Origin of the sequence: Hymenobacter volaticus, from assembly GCF_022921055.1 — a bacterium.
Taxonomy (GTDB): domain Bacteria; phylum Bacteroidota; class Bacteroidia; order Cytophagales; family Hymenobacteraceae; genus Hymenobacter; species Hymenobacter volaticus.
The window spans coordinates 657585-678442 of record NZ_CP095061.1; the positions used below are offsets into that span (position 1 = coordinate 657585).

The 20858-nt window shown below is 55.3% G+C and carries 21 protein-coding genes and 1 pseudogene; 10 read left to right on the forward strand and 12 right to left on the reverse strand.

Annotation, left to right across the window (positions count from 1 at the left end; all coding sequences use genetic code 11):
- Positions 1-81: 81 nt before the first annotated feature.
- Positions 82-840 (forward strand): hypothetical protein, encoded by a 759-nt coding sequence (locus tag MUN86_RS02900; protein WP_245121508.1) that lies wholly within the window; start codon positions 82-84, stop codon positions 838-840.
- 139 nt (positions 841-979) lie between these two features.
- Here the strand turns inward: MUN86_RS02900 and MUN86_RS02905 are convergent, their stop codons facing one another.
- From MUN86_RS02905 to MUN86_RS02930, 7 genes are all read right to left on the reverse strand, one after another.
- Positions 980-2095, reverse strand: coding sequence for an alkene reductase (locus tag MUN86_RS02905; protein ID WP_245121510.1), 1116 nt, complete (start codon positions 2093-2095; stop codon positions 980-982).
- An 84-nt stretch (positions 2096-2179) separates the two neighbouring features.
- Complete coding sequence (locus MUN86_RS02910; protein ID WP_245121513.1) at positions 2180-2449, reverse strand: ArsR/SmtB family transcription factor; 270 nt, start codon at positions 2447-2449, stop codon at positions 2180-2182.
- 119 nt (positions 2450-2568) lie between these two features.
- Entirely contained in the window at positions 2569-3177 is a 609-nt protein-coding gene (locus MUN86_RS02915) for a superoxide dismutase (RefSeq protein WP_245121515.1), read from the reverse strand.
- A gap of 83 nt (positions 3178-3260) precedes the next feature.
- Positions 3261-3695: a nucleoside deaminase gene (locus MUN86_RS02920; protein WP_245121518.1), complete on the reverse strand. Its 435-nt coding sequence runs from the start codon at positions 3693-3695 to the stop codon at positions 3261-3263.
- A 304-nt stretch (positions 3696-3999) separates the two neighbouring features.
- A complete protein-coding gene (locus MUN86_RS31045; RefSeq protein ID WP_280640579.1) occupies positions 4000-4122 on the reverse strand; it encodes a hypothetical protein in 123 nt (40 codons plus the stop codon).
- Entirely contained in the window at positions 4089-4565 is a 477-nt protein-coding gene (locus MUN86_RS02925; protein ID WP_245121521.1) for a hypothetical protein, read from the reverse strand. The genes MUN86_RS31045 and MUN86_RS02925 overlap by 34 nt, the downstream gene beginning before the upstream one ends.
- Before the next feature lie 164 nt (positions 4566-4729).
- The gene (locus MUN86_RS02930; RefSeq protein ID WP_245121523.1) at positions 4730-5182 is read right to left on the reverse strand and encodes a hypothetical protein; all 453 of its coding nucleotides are present in this window, start codon (positions 5180-5182) and stop codon (positions 4730-4732) included.
- A 288-nt stretch (positions 5183-5470) separates the two neighbouring features.
- Between MUN86_RS02930 and aspS the strand changes: the two genes are divergently transcribed.
- Positions 5471-7234, forward strand: coding sequence for an aspartate--tRNA ligase (gene aspS, locus MUN86_RS02935; RefSeq protein ID WP_245121526.1), 1764 nt, complete (start codon positions 5471-5473; stop codon positions 7232-7234).
- A gap of 135 nt (positions 7235-7369) precedes the next feature.
- Positions 7370-7822, forward strand: coding sequence for a hypothetical protein (locus MUN86_RS02940; protein ID WP_245121529.1), 453 nt, complete (start codon positions 7370-7372; stop codon positions 7820-7822).
- Between the two features lie 87 nt (positions 7823-7909).
- On the opposite strand, the gene MUN86_RS02945 is transcribed toward MUN86_RS02940, so the two are convergent.
- On the reverse strand, positions 7910-8734 hold the full coding sequence (locus tag MUN86_RS02945; protein WP_245121532.1) for a hypothetical protein: 825 nt from the start codon (positions 8732-8734) through the stop codon (positions 7910-7912).
- Between the two features lie 101 nt (positions 8735-8835).
- Between MUN86_RS02945 and MUN86_RS02950 the strand changes: the two genes are divergently transcribed.
- Entirely contained in the window at positions 8836-9090 is a 255-nt protein-coding gene (locus tag MUN86_RS02950) for an autorepressor SdpR family transcription factor (RefSeq protein ID WP_245121535.1), read from the forward strand.
- Between the two features lie 340 nt (positions 9091-9430).
- Positions 9431-10096, forward strand: a complete 666-nt coding sequence (locus MUN86_RS02955) for an SdpI family protein (protein ID WP_245121537.1) — start codon at positions 9431-9433, stop codon at positions 10094-10096.
- Between the two features lie 86 nt (positions 10097-10182).
- Here the strand turns inward: MUN86_RS02955 and MUN86_RS02960 are convergent, their stop codons facing one another.
- The 3 genes from MUN86_RS02960 to MUN86_RS02970 all read right to left on the reverse strand — a co-directional run bounded on the left by MUN86_RS02960 (position 10183) and on the right by MUN86_RS02970 (position 14889).
- Entirely contained in the window at positions 10183-10764 is a 582-nt protein-coding gene (locus tag MUN86_RS02960) for a hypothetical protein (protein ID WP_245121540.1), read from the reverse strand.
- Complete coding sequence (locus MUN86_RS02965) at positions 10755-13817, reverse strand: ABC transporter permease/M1 family aminopeptidase (protein ID WP_245121543.1); 3063 nt, start codon at positions 13815-13817, stop codon at positions 10755-10757. Before MUN86_RS02965 ends, MUN86_RS02960 begins: the two co-directional genes overlap by 10 nt.
- A gap of 178 nt (positions 13818-13995) precedes the next feature.
- Complete coding sequence (locus MUN86_RS02970) at positions 13996-14889, reverse strand: ABC transporter ATP-binding protein (protein WP_245121545.1); 894 nt, start codon at positions 14887-14889, stop codon at positions 13996-13998.
- 288 nt (positions 14890-15177) lie between these two features.
- On the opposite strand from MUN86_RS02970, the pseudogene MUN86_RS02975 reads away from it, so the two are divergent.
- The 5 genes and pseudogenes from MUN86_RS02975 to MUN86_RS02995 all read left to right on the forward strand — a co-directional run.
- Positions 15178-16512, forward strand: a pseudogene (locus MUN86_RS02975) (ligand-binding sensor domain-containing protein); the annotation flags it as partial.
- Positions 16513-16646: 134 nt separating this feature from the next.
- A complete protein-coding gene (locus tag MUN86_RS02980) occupies positions 16647-18320 on the forward strand; it encodes a sensor histidine kinase (protein WP_245121548.1) in 1674 nt (557 codons plus the stop codon).
- Between the two features lie 106 nt (positions 18321-18426).
- Positions 18427-19077 carry a response regulator gene (locus MUN86_RS02985; protein WP_245121550.1) on the forward strand — a complete coding sequence of 217 codons (651 nt, stop codon included), beginning with the start codon at positions 18427-18429 and terminating at the stop codon, positions 19075-19077.
- Positions 19078-19314: 237 nt separating this feature from the next.
- Positions 19315-19938 carry a ribonuclease H-like domain-containing protein gene (locus tag MUN86_RS02990; RefSeq protein WP_245121553.1) on the forward strand — a complete coding sequence of 208 codons (624 nt, stop codon included), beginning with the start codon at positions 19315-19317 and terminating at the stop codon, positions 19936-19938.
- A 26-nt stretch (positions 19939-19964) separates the two neighbouring features.
- Entirely contained in the window at positions 19965-20105 is a 141-nt protein-coding gene (locus MUN86_RS02995; RefSeq protein WP_245121556.1) for a hypothetical protein, read from the forward strand.
- A gap of 91 nt (positions 20106-20196) precedes the next feature.
- Here MUN86_RS02995 and MUN86_RS03000 read toward each other — a convergent pair whose 3' ends face one another.
- Entirely contained in the window at positions 20197-20844 is a 648-nt protein-coding gene (locus tag MUN86_RS03000; RefSeq protein WP_245121562.1) for an ankyrin repeat domain-containing protein, read from the reverse strand.
- Positions 20845-20858: the final 14 nt, after the last annotated feature.

Below are 20858 nucleotides of genomic sequence, written 5' to 3' on the forward strand. Positions count from 1 at the left end.
ATCAAGTAGACAAACAATGAAATAATTGTTCTTGCTTATCGTGTGAGCAGCACTTTCACCGGCCGTATTATTCGCCTTCTTATGTCCACAGTCGTTTCTCCCTCTGTTGCCACCCCAAACAACCGGCTGACGCTCAATGCCACGTGTGTTTACATAGCGGCCTTTCTGCTGACGGAATTGTTGCACGAATTGGCCCATGCGCTGATGGCGCTGGCTCTCGGCGGGCAACCTGTACTCTACAACAGCTCCGTGCGCAACCTCGATTCCTTATCCGATTCCAAGCAGGTGCTTGTAGCGTTGGCAGGGCCCATATTTAGCTTGCTGCAAGGCCTGGTGGTACTGGTGTTCGTACGTAGGAGCCAGGCTACCGGGCCAGCAGCCTTGTTTGCCCTATTCTTTGGTGCCTTCGGGCTTATCAACTTTTTGGGCTACCTCATGATTACGCCCTTCGTGCCCTATGGCGACTTAGGCCAAGTAGCTGCTATCTGGCACCTGCCTATGTCGCTGTTGCTAGGAGTAGCGGTGGCAGCGGTAATTATCCTCACTGCTAGTATCCGGCGTATGGCGCCCTTATTCATGCGTTTTGTGCCGGCGGAAGTAGCCACTCCGGCTACCCGCGCCGCCAAAGGCCGAATGCTGCGGGCCCTCATAGCGTGGCCTTGGCTAATCGGCTCCGTGCTAATTACCTTTCTATCGTGGCCGCTGCCCACTTTTGCGAGCTTTCTGGTGGCGCCTATGAGCAGCATGGTGTTAGGAGCCGCTTGGGGAGCGGCTATGCGTCAGCCGGAGCTGCCCGGCTCACCTGCTCCGGCGATATTCCAGTGGTCGTGGGGGCGGTAGTTGTCTTGGTGCTCATGGCAGTGGTGTTCCGGAGCTTGCAAAACGGGATTAGCTTGTGAAGCGTAAGCTCGTAGGCAAGTAAAAAGCCTCTCCTGCAACAGGAGAGGCTTTTTGTTGAATGACCGATTCGCTGTAGGTGCTACTTCGCCGCAGCTTCGGTTTCGGCCAAAGCCGGATAGTCGGTGTACCCTTTGTGGAAACCTTCAGGCGCAGGGGCATAGAAGGTGTTGGGGTCGTACGGGGCCAGTTCGGCGCCCTGCTCGAGGCGGACTACCAGGTCGGGGTTAGAGATGAGCGGGCGGCCAATAGCTACCAAGTCGGCACCGCTACTTTCAAGGGCGTTTTCTATTTCCGCTACTTTATCGTAGCCGCCAGCCAGGATGAGTGTGTTCGTGAACTTCTCGCGCACGGTGGCTACCGTTTTGGCAGGCACGGCGGGGGCACCCATACTAGAGTGATCCACCAAGTGCAGATACACCAGATTTAGTTTTTTCAGCTCCTCGGCCAAATAGGCGTACGTTTCATCGATTTCGGGATAGTGCGCCATGTCACTGGCCGTACCCCACGGCGACAAACGGATGCCGGTGCGCTCGGCCCCAATGGCGGCGGCTACAGCTTGGGCCGTTTCCAGTACGAAACGAGCACGATTTTCCACGCTGCCACCGTACTCGTCGGTGCGCTGGTTGCTATTCGGGTTCAGGAATTGCTCCAACAAGTAGCCGTTGGCGCCGTGTAGTTCCACCCCGTCGAAACCAGCTTCAACAGCCAGTTTGGCCGAATGCACAAACTCCTGAATAGTGGTGCGCACTTCCTCGGTCGTAAGTGCCCGCGGCGTGGGGTGGTCCTGCATCTGCTGCTGGTCGGTCCACATCTGGCCCGCGGCGGCCACAGCCGATGGGCCGACGGCCTCGGCACCCTCCGGCAAGTTCAGGGCGTGGCCAATACGGCCCGAGTGCATGATCTGTATGAAAATGTGGCCGCCTTTGGCATGTACAGCGTCGGTCGTCAACTTCCAGCCCGCCACATGCTCGGCATTAAACAAACCTGGCATCCGGGCGTAGCCCAATCCGTTTGGTGAAGGCGAAGTGCCTTCGGTGATAATTAGGCCAATGGAAGCGCGTTGAGCGTAATACTCTGCCATCAGCGTGTTGGGCACGTTGCCAAGGGCGCGGCAGCGTGTCATCGGGGCCATGGCCAAGTGGTTTTGAAGCGTTATGGAGCCTAGCTGCGCAGGCGAAAAAATCTTAGAAGCCATAAGGAAGCTTGTTATTAAAAAGGGATTGACGGGCTTATAAAGAATTAACCGATTGAAATGTTTAGATGTGTATCAACAAAATTTTTATCCCAAATTCCTTAAAAAGCTAGCCAGCTCGCCCATGGCTTCGCGGTTCAGCATCAGGCTTAGGCAACGGCCACATTTACGAGTCTGCACCAGTCCGCTGTCCGTCAATATTTTCAAGTGGTGCGAAACGCAGGGTTGCGAAAGCCCGGTTAGCTGTTGCACGTCAGCGAAAGGCATCGACTCCAGTTGGCTTAGCGCCAGCACAATGTTTAGCCGATATTTATCAGATAAGGCACCAGCAGATTTCGCAACGAGTTGAGTATCCATGTAACTGACTATTATAAACAACGAATCGGTCGGCCCAATGCCCAACAGGGCACCAAACCGACCGATAAAAGGCCGGGAAAACTACCACTTGAGTAGCTTTCCCAGATAGCAACCAAAAACTATGCCGCCGCGGCGAAGCGCTTGTTTACTTCGTCCCAGTTGATGGCGTTGTAGAACGCCGCAATATAGTCGGGGCGACGGTTTTGGTATTTCAGGTAGTAGGAGTGCTCCCACACGTCGAGGCCAAGTACGGGCGTGCCAGCGCAGCCCGCGTCGGGCATCAAGGGGTTGTCCTGGTTAGGCGTCGAGCAGATTTTCAGCGAGCCATCGGCCTGCTTGCACAACCAAGCCCAACCCGAGCCGAAACGCGTGGTAGCGGCTTTGGTGAATTCTTCCTTGAACTTCTCGTAGCTACCAAAAGACTGCGTGATGGCCTCACCGATGGCACCGGTAGGTTCGCCGCCGCCATTGGGGCCTAGCACCGTCCAGAACAGCGAGTGGTTCCAGTGGCCACCGCCGTTGTTGCGCACCGCCGCCGGAGCCGATGCAATATTCTGCATCAAATCTTCGAGGCTTTTGCCTTCCAGCTCGGTACCCGCAATGGCATTGTTCAGGTTGGTAACGTAGGCCTGATGGTGCTTTGAGTGGTGAATCTCCATGGTTTGCGCATCAATGTGCGGCTCCAGGGCATCATAAGCGTAAGGCAGTTGGGGCAGTTCGAAAGCCATGATTTTGGATTTATGTGGTGGAACGTTCCGGGTAGTATAACCACCGTATCCCGGCTAGGGTTACGGAAGCGGCCAAAAGTAGCTTATTTCCGCTTCCGCGCGAAAAACTCCTGCATCAGCGCCCCGCACTCCACCGCCAGCACGCCCCGTACCAGTTCGGCCTTCGGGTGCAGCAGGTTGCCATAGCGCCTAAACCCGACTTTCAGTTCATCGGCCCCGTACACTACCCGGCGGATTTGCGCCCAAGCCGCGGCGCCCGCGCACATCACGCAAGGCTCCACCGTCACGTAGAGCGTGCAGTCGGCCAAGTACTTATTGCCAACATGATTGGCGGCCGCCGTCAAGGCCAGCATTTCGGCGTGAGCCGTTACGTCGCGCAGTCGCTCGGTTTGGTTGTAGCCGCGCGCAATAATCACTTTATCGAGCACCACCACGGCCCCAATGGGAATCTCCTCCTCCGCAAAAGCGTACCGCGCCTGCTTGAGCGCCTCGCGCATGTATTGCTCGTGAGGAGACATTGAGTTCTGAGACAAGAAAGTAGGTCGCTTTATTTCGTAACCGTCCTGCTGAGCAGGTGGCGCATCAAGACAGGGATGCAACGAAGCCGTAGCCTCTGGCGTGTTGCTGTTGCCAAACTGTTGTCATGCTGAGCGCAGCCGAAGCATCTCGCGTGCTGAGGTTGAATTATACTCCAGAGTCAGCACGCGAGATGCTTCGGCTCCGCTCAGCATGACGTTCTGGTGGAGCTAGTAACGTCAGCACGGTTAATATGTGAAGGCTTCAACATGCGGACGCAAAATGAAGCAAGGCGTTCTGGAAGCGCTACTTCATGGAAATACTTTGCATAACGGCACGGGCGGTGGGCTGCCACTGCGCTTGCTCGTCGGCGGGCGCTACAAACGTGAAAACCGTTAGCTGGTCGCCTTCAATGGCGTACTGTACCATCTGGTAGCGGCGGATGGGGCTAGGTTGCCGGTTCGGCGCGTATCGGCCACCGACGAAACGAACTCCAATACCACAAAATCGCGCTTGTTGATGGTGCGAATGTCCTCGGCCAGGAAATCAACCTTGGAGTACATATTCTGAATGCTGGCCTTGTAGATCTTGAGCAGCAGCGCGTAATCCTGGTTGCTGAAGGTGCTCGGCTTCTGCGCTACGCTGAAGTCGACGCGGCCACTGGCGTTGCTGAACACGGCCAGCGGCTTGCGCGGGGCTGGATATTTAACGGCAATACCATCGTCGGGCATGGCCTGAAAGCCCTCTGGCACACCTACCGTGATATTCTTGCCAACGGCAGTTTTCTTGAGCTTGGGCGCGGCAAATGCCGCCAGTAGCAGCACCGCCAGCAGGAGGGGAGCAAAATGGAAAAAGCGAAAAGTCGTTTTCATACAGGGCGGAAAGGTACAAGGTAACGCCAAGCTGAAGCTTGGCCCGTCGCGGCTGGCGTCGATTATTAGAACGCTCAGTTACCGTAGTTTGGTGGAGCTTCCAGTAAATGCAAAGCTCCGAAGTAGAATAACTTCGGAGCTGCGAAAAGAAGTTTCAAGTAAGACTAGCGGCGTTTTTTCTTGGCTACCGCTGGTGCTGGGTACGTTACCTTCACTTTCTTCCAGTACACGTAGTTGCCGGTTTTGGCTTCGATCAGGTAGTTGCCCGCCGGAATGCGGCCTAGGTCAACGGGGGCACCCGTGTTGTTGGCGGGGTCGAGGGCAGTGGTGTAGACCGGCTGGTTTTTGTAGTTGGTCATGACCAAGGTGCCGGGCTTGGTGAATTGCTGCGTGAAGCTGAGCATGATGCTCTGCCCGCCGGTAGCCGGGAAAATATCAATGCCCGACAGCGTTTCTACGCGCTTGATGGGGCCGTTCAACGTTACGGGTTCCGCCTCCGATTTGGTTTTTACCGAAGTGCCGTCAGCCGCTTTAGCCTTGGTCTTGATTTTGGTTTGAGCCTGCGAAGAGAAAGAGAAGAAAACGGCGGCGAGAACGAGCAGAGCAGAGCGTTTCATATGGGAAGCAGAAATAAAAGAAGTCGTGTTGGTTGAGGTCGTAGTTGGGCGAGCAGTTTGCATACTCCGTGCCGAACTTACTACATGGTCAGGAAAAAGGCTCTGTTCCTTTCTAAAACAGGCATTTATCACAAATCAATGTGAGTTTCTTCACAACAAAGCGCTTGATTTTTAGCTACCCTACTAATTTTTCCTGTCTACCTTTGGCAGGTTTCAAGTTGCGGCCTGTGGCACACGAGCTGTAGCGCGCCAGAACTAGAAACCAGGAACCAGAAATTAGAAACCAGAATGCTCCGGACTCACACCTGCGGCGAATTGCGCCCCGAACACGTTGGTTTAACTGTTACACTCTGCGGCTGGGTGCAGCGCACCCGCGACAAAGGCGGTATTCTGTGGGTTGATCTGCGCGACCGGTACGGCCTGACGCAGTTGGCCCTGGAAGATGGCGTCGAATCAAATGAAGTGCGCGAACAAGCCCGCCAGCTCGGCCGCGAATTTGTGCTGCAAGTAACCGGCCGGGTGTCGGAACGCCATTCCAAAAACGATAAAATCCCGACTGGCGGCATCGAAATCCGCGTCGAGAAGATTGATGTGCTCAATCCGGCCAAGCTGCCGCCCTTCCTCATCGAAGACGAAACCGACGGCGGCGACGACCTGCGGATGAAATACCGCTACCTGGATTTGCGCCGCAACACGGTACGCCAGAACCTGATGCTGCGTCACCGCGTGGCCCAAGCCACCCGCCGCTACCTCGACGGCCAGGATTTCATTGAAGTGGAAACCCCCGTGCTCATCAAAAGCACGCCCGAAGGTGCCCGCGACTTTGTGGTGCCTTCCCGCATGAACCCCGGCGAATTCTACGCGCTGCCCCAAAGTCCCCAAACCTTCAAGCAGCTGCTGATGGTGTCGGGCTTCGACCGGTACTTTCAAATTGTAAAGTGCTTCCGCGACGAAGACCTACGCGCCGACCGCCAGCCCGAATTCACGCAGATTGACTGCGAAATGTCGTTTGTCGAGCAGGAAGACATCCTGAACACTTTCGAGGGGTTGGTGCAATACCTGTTCCGCGAGGTGAAAGGTGTGGAAATTGGCACACTGCCCCGCATGACCTACGCCGACGCCATGCGCCTCTACGGCAACGACAAGCCGGACACCCGTTTCGGAATGCCGTTTGTGGAACTGAACGAGGTAGTGAAAGGCCATGGCTTCCCCGTGTTCGAGGCGGCGGGTTTAGTGGTAGGCATCTGCGCCACCGGCGCGGCCACCTACACCCGCAAGCAACTCGATGAGCTAACCGATTACGTGAAGCGCCCGCAGATTGGTGCTACTGGCCTCGTGTATGCCCGCGTGGAAGCCGACGGCAGCGTGAAGTCGTCGGTTGATAAGTTTTACTCGCAGGAGTTGCTGCAACAGTGGAAAGCCGCTTTCAACGCGCAGCCCGGCGACTTGCTGCTGGTGCTGGCCGGTGAGCCCAACAAAACCCGCAAGGCTCTTTCGGAATTGCGTTTGGAAATGGGTTCTCGTCTCGGCCTGCGCGATAAAGACACGTTCTCGGCGCTGTGGGTGGTGGATTTCCCGCTGCTAGAATTCAACGAGGAAGAAGGTCGCTACTTCGCCATGCACCACCCTTTCACCTCGCCCAAGCCCGAAGACATAGCCCTGCTCGATTCGCCTGACACCATCGGCGATGTGCGCGCCAATGCCTACGACATGGTAATCAACGGGGTAGAAGTGGGCGGCGGCTCCATCCGTATCCATGACCGCACCGTGCAGGCCCGCATGTTCAGCCTCTTGGGTTTTTCCGATGAAGAGGCTAAAGCGCAGTTCGGCTTCCTGCTCGACGCCTTCGAGTACGGCGCTCCGCCCCACGGCGGCATTGCCTTCGGCTTCGACCGCCTGTGCAGCCTCTTCGGCGGCGCCGATTCCATCCGTGACTTCATCGCCTTCCCGAAAAACAACTCCGGCCGCGACGTAATGATTGATTCGCCCTCACCGATTTCGGAATTGCAGCTCAAAGAGTTGAGCATCAAGACGGCGGTAGTAGGGAAATAAATGAAAACCAGAGGGTTTTTGATGCTTTAGCTGCTTAAACTTGGGTATATAGCTCAGGCGCAGCAGCTACAGCATGATACTCTCATAAAAAGCACGAAAGCCGACTGGCAACATGGAGTTGTACCTGATAAGCTGTTGCGAGATGCTGCTATAAAAAAGCATGATGGAGCAATCCGGCTTTCTCAAGGCTGTACATTGTTGAAGGACAGTCGTGAAGACGCTGATTACTGTGAATACGAGTACCTAGGCGACTTAGCTGCAAACCATAAACTTAAGGTTGTCAGACGTCAGCTTTACAATGGCAACGAATACGTAGTAATTGATGCTCGCAGTGGCTGCAAAAACTATACGTTCAAGGGGCGACCTTATAGTAGAAATGCCTTGCTAGTAAATTTTGATGAAACAAAAACAACTGACCGTATCAGCAGCCTTGAGGTGTGGTGGATAACTCCAACAGCGTTGGTTCATGTAAAGAGAATAGTGCTTGGAAAAATTTTTCCTGCCGGCCCCATCCACTTTTCTGCGAACGGAAAAAGTGTATTGTTCGCAGATGAACAAGCTCGATTCTGGACAGTAGCTATTCGTTAACTGCAACTCATTTGACACGTTTGTTGCTAAAAACAGAAGCGGCGCTTGATACATCAGGCGGCGCTTCTGCTTTTTGACAACGAGGTTCTACAGGACTTGTTTCAGCGAAACACCGATGAGCTTCGGGTAGCTGCTATTCCCAGTAAATTTGAAATCAACCCAATTCTCAAAAAAATCTTGAAAATCAGAAACGCCTTTGTAGGATCCGCCGCGCTTCAAGTCACTTCTTATTTCTATTTTTCCAATACACTCAAACTTGTTAGCGTAAACACGGAGCGTTTTTGGCCCAGTTATAAGAAGGTCAAAGCATAATACCGGTCCATCTGATCCACCAATCCACCTCGCTAGCACTTCCGATGCTAGTATGTCTTCGATGGTAGGCTTCGTTATGCTCTTGTATGTGACAATGAGAAACTGGTAGATAGGTTGGTTGCGGCGCTGGTTTATCTGCATTAGAATTGTAGCGCAATACTGTTCGTCAGGTAACTGAAAGACCAGTACATCGTCTTCGTTGAAGATGAGCGTTTTAGAAACAGTAGGTTTTTTGGGCTTCTTAATCTTGAGGTTAGGCTGGTTGATTTTAAGCCAGAACCGCTCTAAAACTTGCTGCCTACTGCGGGCTAATACCGGTTTTTGTTCTTTTTCAATTAGGTACTTAGCAAAGGCATTTTTCGCAATTGCTTCTTCTACTTTTAGAAGAACCTCTGGCGTCAGCCAACCGGTCTCCCAAAGGGCCAAGGCATAGGTTGTGATAAAAATCTCTTCGTCGAAATCATCATTGTCAATCCGCAGCTCTGCTAGCTTTTCGGCTATAAATGCTGGTGTATGTCCAGCATCGAACAGGTCCATGAAGGTGTAGTAAATGTCGTATGCATAGTCGCCATCTACAATTTTAACGCCGTCGGTGGCCATGATAATTTCGATAAAAGGATATCAAAATTAACCAAAACTTAGCTGGTAGGTATTGCTAGTGTAAAACATAATTAGATATTTGTCTAAATAACTAACCAGTCTTGAACGCCCTTTTTAAAGCCCTCAATGACCCCACACGGCGCGCCATTTTGGAACTGCTACGCGAGCAGCCACGCACGGCCGGGGAAATAGCCGAACACTTCCAGTTCTCAAAGCCCACTATCAGCCACCACCTCGACCTACTCCGCCAGGCCGACCTTGTATCCAGTGACAAGCAAGGCCAGTTCGTGACCTACACGCTCAACATGACCGTGATGGACGAACTGCTGGGGTGGCTACTGCAATTCAAATCATGAGAAAGCGATTATTGGAGGGAGTACTGGTAGTCTTTACTGCTCTGCTGCCCTTATTTTACTGGTACTATCTCAGGGCAACGCTGCCAGCTCAGATTCCTCGGCATTACACCAATGGCCATGCAGATGGCTTTGCAGGTCGGCAGTGGCTAGGTGAGTCGGCTTGGATACCCATGGTGTTGTACCTGACCTTGACGTTTATACCACAGATACAAATCGCACGGTTTGTCTGGTGGCGAAGCCACCATCAACGCCATCTACGAGCAGTACTAGTTGCTGCCGCTAGCTGTATGATGCTTGCCATTATGTATCGAGCAGCCCACACCAGCTTATAAGTACTTCTATGAAAACTTTCTTCTCTATATGGCATTTACTTACGCTATTGGCGCTCATGCTGCCTGTGGTGTATTTGCTGTACACTTGGAATGCGCTGCCCGCGCAAATTCCTACGCACTTCGATATTAGCGGCAATGCCAATGGCTACACAGACAAGGCCAACATTTGGGTGGTGTGCGTTTTCTTGCCGCTGAGCACTTACCTGTTATTCCTGTTCATTCCTCGCTTCGACCCCAAGCAGCGGCTCGATGCCAACAACCCCAACTATCATAAGCTGATGCTGGCTTTTGTAGGGTTGCTGAGTGGAATAAGCGTGTATTGCTTGTATGTGGCTTTGCATCCGGCCGTGAAGCCCGGCCAGGGCATGGCTGTGGTATTGGGATTGTTTTTCGCGCTGGTGGGCAACTACCTCACTACTGTGCAACCCAATTACTTTGTGGGCTTCAAGACGCCGTGGGCGCTGGAGTTTCCGCGCATCTGGGCGCGCGTGCACCGCTTGGGCGGACGGTTGTTCTTTGCTAGCGGTTTGCTGAGTGCTGTGCTGGCGCTGCTTTTCCCAGTACAAATGGCTACCGTGGTGTTGCTAGTGGGTGCCTTTGCGTCGGTAGCGGTGGTGTATTGGTATTCATATTGGCTGTATAAAAAGGAAATGCAGGCTGTCCAAGCAGAATAACTAAAGCCCGGTTTCACAACCGAACACGAAGAGCCGCCCTCATGAGGGCGGCTCTTCGTGTTCGGTTGCTCTTGCAAGTTGTGGTCTTACAGTTCTACCGCTTTGGTGTTGTCTTCCAGTGTGCGGTCTACTAGCTCATGATACGGGTCGACGCCGGCTTTGGCCGGCTTTTTCGGCACGATGAATTCCAACTGGTTGGTACCGGCGTGTAAGCGGCGCTTAGTGAGCGCCAGAGGCGGCGCGGGCTTTTTGTCTTTGCCGGACTCTGGAAATACAGCTACCGGTACCCAATCCTGAAACTGGGCGGCCCGCTCGTTGCCGAGGCTATCGGCGTAGAACTTGCGGGCCTCGATGGTCATCTTGACTTTGTAGCGGCCATCGGGCAGTTTTTGGGCGGTAGCAGCCGTGAGGCGGTTGTCGTAGAGCGTGATGTTCTCGAACATATCCTTCACCAGATACTGCAACGAATCGGGCGTAGCGCGCTTGATGTAACCCAGAAACTCAGTGGAGTTGGTGTAGGGTGGGCCCTGGTAGGCCACGGCTTGCACGTACTCCTTGAGCGCGGCGTTAAGCTTGGCTTCCCCAATGTAGTCGGCCAGAGCGTACATCACCACCGAACCCTTGCGGTAATGGATGTAGGGCTGATTTTCCACCTTCGCTAGCGGCACTTCCTTCTTGCGTTCCGCTGAACGGCCCCGAGGTAACGGTCCAGCTCATACTTCAGAAACTTCTGCATGGTGTAGGCGCCGTAGTGATGCTTCATCACCATCAGCGCCGAATACTGGGCCATCGTTTCGGACATGAGCGTGGAGCCCTGCACGTCGCCGCCAATGACCTGGTGCGCCCACCACTGGTGCGCGACTTCGTGCGAGGTCACGTAGAACGGGTAGTCGATGTCTTCGGGGTCGTTGTCGTCCACGTCGGCAATGAAGCCGATGCTCTCGGAAAAGGGGATGGTATTGGCGAAGCTCTGGGCAAATGAGGCATACTGCGGAAACTCCAGAATGCGCACCTGCCGGTGTTGATAGGGGCTAAAGTTGCGAGAGAAATAGCTCAGTGACTCTTTTACGCCCCGCATCATGCGGTCCAGGTTGTATTCGTGGCCGGGTTGGTAATAGATTTCGATGGGCAGGGTGCGTCCACTCACCGAGTCTGTCCACTGGTCTTTCTTGACGGCGTAGCGGGCCGAGAGGAAGGAGTAGAAGTTGAGCATGGGCCGGTCCATCTTGTAGCGGAAGTAGCGGCGGTTGTTCTGGGTCCATTCCTTCTGCAAATAGCCGGGCGCAATGGCTATCTGGTCGGGCGAGGTACTGACGGTGGTTTCGAAGCGAATCCAGTCGGAGTCGTGGCTGATGTAGGTGTTCTGCCGCGCCTTCAGGTCGTTGACGGAAGCCATGCGCGGCTTGGGCTTCAAGTCATTGCGTTTGCGTACGTCATCATCACTCAACTCCCGGCCTTCGTCGTAGCCGAGAGAAGGCAGGTAACTGCTGTTGAAAAACGTACCGTTGTAGACCACCTCGGTGTTGGAGCCGCTGTTGGGAAACCCTTTTTCCTGATACGCCACGTCCAGATTCAGGCGCAGCGAGTCGCCGGGCGCCAGGGGTTGGCCGAGCTGGTAGATGCGGTATAAGTACGTTGAGTCGTTGAGTACGAGGCGGGCACCGGGGCCGAAGTCGAGCTGGCGGATCTTGGCGAAGCGCGGTACGCTCACGTGTATCGAGTCCAGCGGGCGGCTGGTCTTGTTTTGCAGCATGAAGTAGCCGGTGAAGTGCACCCGTCGTTCCTGCGGGAAGATGTCGGTGTTCAGGTTCACGGCCGTAATGCGCGGCTGCGCAACATCCTTGTAGCGGCGGTACTTCTTCTCGAAAACTGCCTGCGCCTGCTCCAGGGCCTTGGGCGTGCGGTACTCGTTGAGGACGTTAGTGTTATAGAAGATAAAGCCACCCGATACCAACAACACCAGCAGCCCTAAGCCCGCCGCTGCCCAAGCCGGACGACGGAACCGGCGGCCCGCCTCTTGCCAGCGCCAGCGTGGCACGGCTTCGGTGCCGCGCACCCACAGCAGGTTGGAGGCCAAGGCCAACAGCAGCGCAAAAGCTGCCCAATACACTTTAAACCACGCAAAGCCTTCCACAAAGTGCCCATAGCCATTCATGGCCGAGTACGGAATGCTGGGGTTGCCGCTATAGTCGAGCAGATGGTGATTGATGCCTAGCTGCTCGCGGAAAATATTGGCCGCGTAGTAGAGTATCATCACGAAGTGACCCACATACTTGTTGTTGACCAGCACCTGCACCAGCATAGCCAGCACGCACAGCAGCAGAAAATCAATCAAGCGCACTCCAAACAGGCCTTTTATATAGAGCAGCGGCTCGTAGTGGAAGTAGCCCTTAGCCGTTTGCACCAGTAGGCCGCACACCAACACTACCACCAGCAACACTACCTGCACCATACTTAGCGCGGTAAGCTTAGAGAAAAACGGCACCCAGTTGGGCACGGGTAGCGCGTCCGTAATCTGAGCAATATTAGATTCTCGCTCTCGCCATACTAGCTCGCCCGAGTAGTAGGTGATGATAATCAGGATAAACAAAGAGAAGTTGCCACCGAGCGTGTCCAGCACTTCGTTGGTGACGGGAAACACGGTGGTGCCGTACATTTTGCCTACCTGGCTGCCAATCACCAGCAGGTAAATGGTGCCCGAGGCCACAATGGCAATAAAGTACACACTGCGCACTATGCCACGAAACTCCATTTTGGTGAGGCTCCACCACTGCCGCCAGTTCATGGCGTTGCTAAACAACTGAGTTACTTTCGGCAGCCGCAATTGCGTGGGCGCTGGCATCGCCACCTCAGAAGCTGCCGCTAGGATAGCAGCTTTGCGCTTACTCGGCTTGGCGTCCGAAGAGAAAACTGAGAACCGGAACCGGGCGAAGCAAAACGCCAGTAACGCCAAGCCCACAGTCGCCCACACCAACCGGTTTAGAAGCACATAGTTGCTTAGAGGCAGCAGCAGGGTGTTTTTTTCGGCTGGCGTCCAATAGCGGGTGGTGAAGTAGATGGCGCCTGCCCCAAAAGCATCCAGCGCCGAGGCCAGCATCTCGTTGTCCATGTCGGAGAGGTACGACTGGGCCACGATGTAGCTCAGCAGCAGCACCACCGAGCCGATGTAGGTGCTCAGGATATTGCGCGTGAGTGTGGCCATCGTAAAGAACACGGCGCCCGAAAACAGCAGATTCGGCAGCACAATCACTACATAGGGCCAAATGTAGTAGCTCAGGTGCGTCGGGCCGAGCTTCTCAGGCTTGATCCAGGGCATGAGTGTGGCTAACCAGAAGCCCAGACCGATGCCCGTAAATACCACCACGGCCACCACGAACGAGCCCCAAAATCGGCCGCCGAGGTAGCCCCATTTGCTGATGGGCGTAGTGAAAAACAGGGAATGGGTCCGGTGCTCGAAGTCGCGGTACACGGAATTGCTCATCAGGGCCGACGCCACCAGCACCCCAATCCAGCTCAGCACCGAAATGATGGTGCTGATGGTGTGCGGTGCGTTCAGCTTCACGTTGGCGTTGCCCCCAATGCTGACGTTGGCGCCCGGAAAACCGCCGCCCGCTGCTGTCACCAGCAGAAACGCCATCAGCACAAACAGCCCGAAATAAATCCAGGTGGCCGGCCGCCGAAAGCGGTACTTCAGTTCAAAAAGGAATATGGGTAGAAACATCTTGGTCAGGGGAAAGTAGGAGAGAGGGCGCCGCCTTGCGGAAGCAGCCCAACGAGCTTATCACGCCAGGTAGAAGCGAAGCATTTGGCCTGTTGATGCCGCCATGCCGATTCAGCGAAGCCAATAGAAGTGCCGCTGCTCTGCTTGACGTGGCATTTTTTTCTTCACGATTGGGCGCTTATACCTCCGCGGCGGCCACTACTTTCCGGCCGTTGATCTGAGCGAAGTACACGTCTTCGAGGTCCGGGTTTACTTCCTCGAAACCGCTGTCGGGCCGCTCTTCACCCAGCACGTGCACTACCGTTTTGCCGGCGAACAAGCGGGAACTGATAACGTTGTGATTGGCTTGCAGAGCCGCCAGCTCGGTTTTCTCCACCAGCTTGCGCCACACCCGCCCGCGCAACTGCTCAATTACGGTTAGTGGGTCGCCGGCGAGCAGCACTTGGCCTTTGTTGATGATGGCCATGTTGCGGCACAAATCCGACACGTCGCTCACGATGTGCGTGCTCAAAATCACGATGATATTCTCGCCAATCTCGCTTAACAGGTTATGAAAGCGGTTGCGCTCGGCCGGGTCGAGGCCAGCCGTAGGCTCATCCACGATAATCAGGCGCGGGTTCCCGAGCAGCGCCTGGGCAATGCCGAAGCGCTGCTTCATGCCGCCGGAGTAGCCGCCCAGGTTTTTCTTGCGAGCTTCCCAGAGATTGGTTTGCTGAAGCAGCGCCTCTACAGCTTCCTTACGTTCTTTGGCATTGCCGATACCCTTGAGCACGGCTAAGTGGTCGAGCAGTTCCTCGGCCGATACACGGGGGTACACCCCAAATTCCTGTGGCAAGTAGCCCAATACGCGCCTAACGGAATCTTTTTCGCGCAACACATCCAAATCATCGAGCATAATGCTGCCGCTATCGGGCTCCTGTAAGGTGGCAATGGTGCGCATCAGACTGCTTTTGCCCGCGCCGTTGGGTCCTAGCAGACCGAACATGCCGGTCGGAATGGTTAGGGTCACGTTGCGCAGAGCCTGCGTGCCGTTCGGATAGGTTTTCGATAAGTTCTCGATAAGTAGCGGCATGCAGACAAAAGGTAGAAGTGGAAGAGAGATGTATGAGCAACCAAGTAAAACGACTCTCTGGCAGACCGTGTAGGGCCTTGATGGGCGTTCCGGCTATAGGCTAGCGAGGAGCAGCACTTTGGCAAATTCGGGATGATATAGCCACTAACTCTTGCTATATCGCCAAGCTTTCGGAGGCATTACAGACCCTATATAGAAAGTTATAGATACAAACTGCAAGCTAACAGTTGCTCAACGAGATAACCCTAGTTGAACTTCAGTAAATTAGGGCTGTCGAATATTGCTTAGATGAAGGTGGAGGAGGCTAATTGTTATACCGACCAGCTAACACTATCCGTGAGGAAGTATAGGGTGCTATTGGCTTTGCTAGTGGTGCTACTGCATCTGCATGCCAAAGCCGGTGCGCAGCCTTTTTTCGCGAGCAAAAGCACCCCACCTTCGCCCGCCTTCCGCACGCTAACCACGGCCGATGGACTAGCGGAAAACAGCGTGTATGCCATTGTCCAGGACCGACGGGGCTTTCTGTGGGTGGCCACGCAAGACGGGCTGTGCCGCTACGACGGCGTCGGGTTTCGCACTTTTCGCAATGATGCTCAGCGCCCTACCAGCTTGGGCAGCAACTTTGTGCTGGCGCTATGCCAAGATCAAGCCGGCAACCTGTGGGCAGGCACTGGGGGTGGCTTGTCCTGCTACACGCCGCGCACCAACCAGTTTCGCACGTACCGCGCCGCCCCCGTCGATTCCAGTGGCTTATCCGACAATTTCGTCCGCGCGGTGCTCTGCGACCGGCAGGGGAGGGTATGGGCCGGTACTGAAAGTGGGTTGCACCGCTTCGACCCCGCAACCCAGCGCTTCACAGTATTTCGACATCGGCCCTTGGCCGGCGCGAGTGTCCGCTACAACGCGGTGCGCGCCCTGGCTCAGGACCGCGCCGGCACGGTGTGGGTAGGCACTGGGGAAGGTCGCGTCAGCCGCTTTGATTCTAAGAGTGGGCAGCTACTACAGGACGCTCGCCTGCAACCCGTCGGGGCCATTACTACCCTGTGCGCCGACCGCGCTGGTGGTCTTTGGGTAGGCACGGAAACTCAAGGACTACACTATTTGCCAGCGACTGGCGGCGCGGTTCGCAGCTTCGTGCCCACCAAGCAGCTCGGCAGCTTACCAGTTGGCCGAATCAGAACGATATTGGAAGACCAGAGCGGCACGGTGTGGGTGGGTACCACCGAGGGGTTGTGCCGCTATGATGCCGCTACAAGTACTTTCAGTTGCTTGCAACACCAGCCTCGCAACGCCCGCAGCCTCCCCGAAAACACGGTGCAAGCGCTAGGGCAGGACCGGTCGGGGCTGCTGTGGGTGGGTACGGAAGCGGGCTTAAGCTGCGCCAACCTACGCCCCACGGCCTTTGGTAGCCTCGACACCGGAGCCCCCGGTCCCGTATGGGCCGTAACGTCCGACGCGGCGGGGCGGGTGTGGGTGGGCACCGAAGAACACGGCCTGATCTGCTACGACCCTGCCACTGGTCGGCGCCACCAATTTCGCCACGACCCCGCCAACCCCAGTAGCATAGCCCAGAACCACGTGCGGGCCTTGTGCTTCGATAAGCGCGGGCGACTCTGGGTAGGTACCCAAGACCAGGGCCTCGATTGTCTGGAGCCTGGTGGCTCCCGCTTCGTGCATTACCGCCATAACCCCAAGCAGCCCAACAGCCTCGCCGACGATCTTGTTCTGTCGGTGTATGAAGACCCGCTAGGCAAGCTGTGGGTAGGCTTGAATGGTGGGGGCTCAGTTGCTACGACCCCGCTACCAACCACTTCACCACCTTCCGCCACGACCCCAAGAATCCTCGGAGTCTGCCCAACAATTATGTGCGAACCGTATTTCAGGACCACCAAGGGCGAATATGGATTTCAACTGGCGGTGGGGGCCTTTCCTGCTACGATGCCCATACTGGGGCTTTTACCACTTTCCGCGCCGATGGACGCAACCCCCGCAGCTTAAGCAGCAACTCGGTGCGCTCTATTTTGCAGGACCAACAAGGCATACTCTGGATAGGCACGGAAGGCGGTGGCTTCTCTCGAGTAGATGACCCCATTACGGGCCGCTTTACCACGTTTCGGGAGAGCGACGGGCTTCCCAACGACGTGGTATACGGCATACAGCAAGACCAGCAAGGCTACTTGTGGCTTGCCACCAACAAAGGCATAGCGCGTTTTGCACCCCGCACCCGAAAATTTCACACGTTTGATGAGCGCGACGGCTTGCTGCAAGACGAGTTCAATGCTGCCGCTTGCCACCACTCCGCGGCGGGCGTCCTCTACTTTGGCGGAGTAAATGGGCTGGTCGCCTTCCGGCCAGAGGAGGTGCACATCAATCCCTTGCCGCCGCCAGTGGTCCTCACCGCATTTCGCAAGTTCAATCGGCCAGTTGAGTTGCCTGATACAGTTATCACGGAACGGCGCGTATTGCGCCTCTCGCCCGAGGACAAAGTTTTCTCACTGGAGTTTGCGGCGCTCAACTTCCAAATACCCGAAAAAAACCGCTATTCCTACCAACTCGAAAACTTCAACAAGCAGTGGGTGCCGGCCGGTAACCACCGTGAAGCCACCTACACCAATCTCGACCCGGGCACCTACACCTTTCGGGTGGTAGCCACCAACAACGACGGCGTATTAAACCCGCAAGGAGCGGCGTTGAGTATCATCATAGAGCCGCCCTGGCACCGAACGTGGTGGTTTCAGGTGGGCTTGAGCTGGGTGGTTTTTGGGCTCCTCTTTCTCGTGTACCGCATCAGAGTGGGCCAACTGCTGACCCTGGAGCGGGTTCGGCACGGCATTGCCCGCGACTTGCACGATGACATGGGCTCCACGCTCAGCAGCATTTCAATTCTGAGTCAAATTGCCCGCAACCACCAGCGTCAGCAGCGGCCCGAATTGGCGGCGGCCATCTTAGAACAAATCGGGGAGTCTTCGCGCCGCATGCTCGACGCCATGGACGACATCGTGTGGGCCATCAATCCCGCCCACGACTCGCTGGACGACGTGACGGCCCGTATGCGGCGCTTCGCCTCGGAAGTGCTGGAAGCTCGCGGCATCGAGTTTACTTTCCGTGCCGATCCTTCAGTACAAGGTCTCAAGCTAGGAATGGAAGCTCGCCGCGAATTCTTTCTGTTGTTCAAAGAAGCCGTGAACAACCTAGCCAAATATGCGCAGTGTCAGCACGCCATCATTCTACTTGCCTACCACCACGGCCGGCTGCACCTCACCGTTGAGGACGATGGCGTCGGCTTCGACCCGAATAGTCCGGCCCAGGGTGGTGGCAATGGCCTAGCGAATATGCGCACCCGGGCTACCAACCTTTCCGGCCAACTCACCATCGAAACCGCTCCCGGCCAAGGCACCAAACTACACCTGACCATGCCCCTTGGCAACTAAGCCGAAGAACTGAGCTGAGAAGCAACGACTCACATTATTATGTGATCTGATGCAGTAGCATCAACCCGTATATTAGTTGTATTCGCTACCCTACTACACCTATGCAATGGAAACGGCTACCCGCGTACTGATTTACGAAGACAACGTTGACTTGCGGACTAGCCTGAGCCAGTTGTTGTCGGGCTCGATGGGAATGGAGCTGGCAGGAGCATTAGGCAACTGCACCCAAGCCGAAGCCGACATGAAGCGCCTCCGGCCCGACGTGGTGCTTATGGACATTGATATGCCGGGCTGCACGGGTATCGAGGGCTTGCGCCGCATCAAGGCGGTGGCTCCGGAGATTAATGTGCTCATGCTAACCGTATTCGAGGAAAACGACCGGGTATTTGATGCAATTTGCGCCGGCGCCGACGGGTATCTGTTGAAGAAAACTTCCCCCGTTCGCTTACTCGACGCTATCGGCGAAGTGCGGGCGGGCGGCGCCCCGATGACCCCCATCATTGCGCGGCAAGTACTTCGCCTATTCCCGAAAGTGCCACCCCGCCGCCCAACCGAAGAATCACAAGCCAACCTGAGCGCCCGGGAGCAGGAGATTTTAGGACTGCTGGTGGAAGGATACAGCTACAAGATGATAGCCGCCGACCGGGGCATTAGCATTGATACCGTCCGCTCGCACATCAAGAAAATCTACGAAAAACTGCACGTGCGCTCCATGACGGAAGCAGTGAGTAAAGCCCTTCGTGAGGGCCTCACATGAAGGGGAATTGTCTTTCTACTCGGCTACGGTGCCAGGATGAAGTTCTTCTGAGGCAAAAGCAACGCCTACTTGATGACATCGTAACGACTACGGACTTCCTGCAAATGCATTCCGGGACGTTGAATAGAGAAAGCTATTAGCGCCCAAATCAGTGCATAAGTCTCTATCGGAAAAAGCAGCCTATGTGGCCGGAAATAGTATCTTCGGTATCATCCCACGGCCTTTTTCATTCCACTTATGCGCCTGCTCCGCAACCTCTCGCTCGACCAGGTCTTTGTACTTGACATAGAAACCGTACCCTGCGTGGGTTGTCACGACGACTTAGCAGAGATGCTGCAGCATCTGTGGGAGCATAAGTGCCACGCTCTGCGCCGCGAAAAAGGCTGGATTTCGCACGCCTCGCACATCGACCCTTTGCCCGATCATCTGCACGCCGCTGCACTCTTCGAGCAAGCCGGCATCTACGCCGAGTTCGGTAAAATCGTGTGTATTTCACTTGGTTGCTTCTACTACGACAAGCAGGAGCAACTGCGCTTCTATGTCAAGTCCTTCGCCAACCACGACGAAACTCAGCTCCTGCGCGAGTTCTCGGCCGTTCTAGAAAAGAAGCCTCAGCACCTGCTATGCGGCCACAACAGTAAAGAGTTCGATATCCCGTACATCTCGCGTCGCCTGCTAAGTAATGGGCTCGACCTGCCGCCGCAACTCGACACAGCCGATAAAAAGCCCTGGGAAATAAATCACCTCGATACGCTGGAACTCTGGAAATTCGGCGACCGAAAGTCCTTCACTTCCCTGTCGTTGCTGGCCGCTATGTTCAGCATTCCTACCCCAAAGACGATATCACCGGCGCCGATGTAGCCCGCGTCTACTACGAAGACCAGGATTTGCCGCGCATTGTGCACTATTGTCAGAAAGACGTCATCACCACTGCCCGCCTGCTGCTGAAGTTCCGGGGGCAACAGCCATTTGGCGACGAAGCTGTGCTGTATGCCGATGAAGCCTCCGTGCTGATGCGGCGAGTCTGAGACTACGCTGCCCGAAACAGTGCATCCATTAGAGAGCGAAGAGCAAGTGCTAAAAAATTAGGCAGTTGCTACCACGCCAACCGGCAACTATTTAGGGCGCGGTTGGTGCACGCAGAAGAGTTTCGAGTGCTTGATAGTTAACTTGACGAGCAACGTCTAAGGGCGTTTCGCCTGTCTTGCTCTTTGCATTGATACGTGCCCCCGCCTGTAAAAGCTGGCGCGTATTTTCTAACTCCCCGAAACGTATGGCATGAAATAGAGCAGTTTCCCCGCCATTATTACGTTGGTTTGGATCAGCGCCATATCGCAATAGCAAACCTACCATAGACATAGGGCACTGCATACGCGCTGCGTCGAAGAGCGCAGGGGTGGAGTTCATGAAGGCACTGCTGCGGCCATTAGGATCGGCACCGTGGCGCAGCAATTCTTCCACAATATCAGCTCGGCAGCCTCGCACGGCCGCTATCAATGGAGTGTCGTGCTGACGAAGTTCGTTAGGATTAGCCCCGCATAGCAGCAACAAATGTACATGCGCGGCACTGCCTGCCTCAATAGAAGGTTGCAAGCTCGTATAACGCAGCACGAGCCAGGGAAATAAAAGCAAGCATAGGCCCGTAGCAGCCAAGGCTAAAGCTCCAATTTTTGTGTGCTGAGCAACGGCAAGCGCCAGCACACTCAAAAAACCTGCAAACCAGAAAACGTATGTGACTGGATGGGCTGCGAAATAGCAAAGTGCCACAACAGCCCCTACAG

Coding starts and splice junctions, on each gene's coding strand:
- MUN86_RS02930 (WP_245121523.1), bottom strand. CDS start 5,182: ATGAAACGCTCTGCTCTGCTCGTTCTCGCCGCCGTTTTCTTCTCTTTC.
- MUN86_RS02990 (WP_245121553.1), top strand. CDS start 19,315: ATGCGCCTGCTCCGCAACCTCTCGCTCGACCAGGTCTTTGTACTTGAC.
- aspS (WP_245121526.1), top strand. CDS start 5,471: ATGCTCCGGACTCACACCTGCGGCGAATTGCGCCCCGAACACGTTGGT.
- MUN86_RS02910 (WP_245121513.1), bottom strand. CDS start 2,449: ATGGATACTCAACTCGTTGCGAAATCTGCTGGTGCCTTATCTGATAAA.
- MUN86_RS02965 (WP_245121543.1), bottom strand. CDS start 13,817: ATGTTTCTACCCATATTCCTTTTTGAACTGAAGTACCGCTTTCGGCGG.
- MUN86_RS31045 (WP_280640579.1), bottom strand. CDS start 4,122: ATGGTACAGTACGCCATTGAAGGCGACCAGCTAACGGTTTTCACGTTT.
- MUN86_RS02970 (WP_245121545.1), bottom strand. CDS start 14,889: ATGCCGCTACTTATCGAGAACTTATCGAAAACCTATCCGAACGGCACG.
- MUN86_RS02920 (WP_245121518.1), bottom strand. CDS start 3,695: ATGTCTCCTCACGAGCAATACATGCGCGAGGCGCTCAAGCAGGCGCGG.
- MUN86_RS02915 (WP_245121515.1), bottom strand. CDS start 3,177: ATGGCTTTCGAACTGCCCCAACTGCCTTACGCTTATGATGCCCTGGAG.
- MUN86_RS02905 (WP_245121510.1), bottom strand. CDS start 2,095: ATGGCTTCTAAGATTTTTTCGCCTGCGCAGCTAGGCTCCATAACGCTT.
- MUN86_RS02925 (WP_245121521.1), bottom strand. CDS start 4,565: ATGAAAACGACTTTTCGCTTTTTCCATTTTGCTCCCCTCCTGCTGGCG.
- MUN86_RS02900 (WP_245121508.1), top strand. CDS start 82: ATGTCCACAGTCGTTTCTCCCTCTGTTGCCACCCCAAACAACCGGCTG.
- MUN86_RS02955 (WP_245121537.1), top strand. CDS start 9,431: ATGAAAACTTTCTTCTCTATATGGCATTTACTTACGCTATTGGCGCTC.
- MUN86_RS02945 (WP_245121532.1), bottom strand. CDS start 8,734: ATGGCCACCGACGGCGTTAAAATTGTAGATGGCGACTATGCATACGAC.
- MUN86_RS02985 (WP_245121550.1), top strand. CDS start 18,427: ATGGAAACGGCTACCCGCGTACTGATTTACGAAGACAACGTTGACTTG.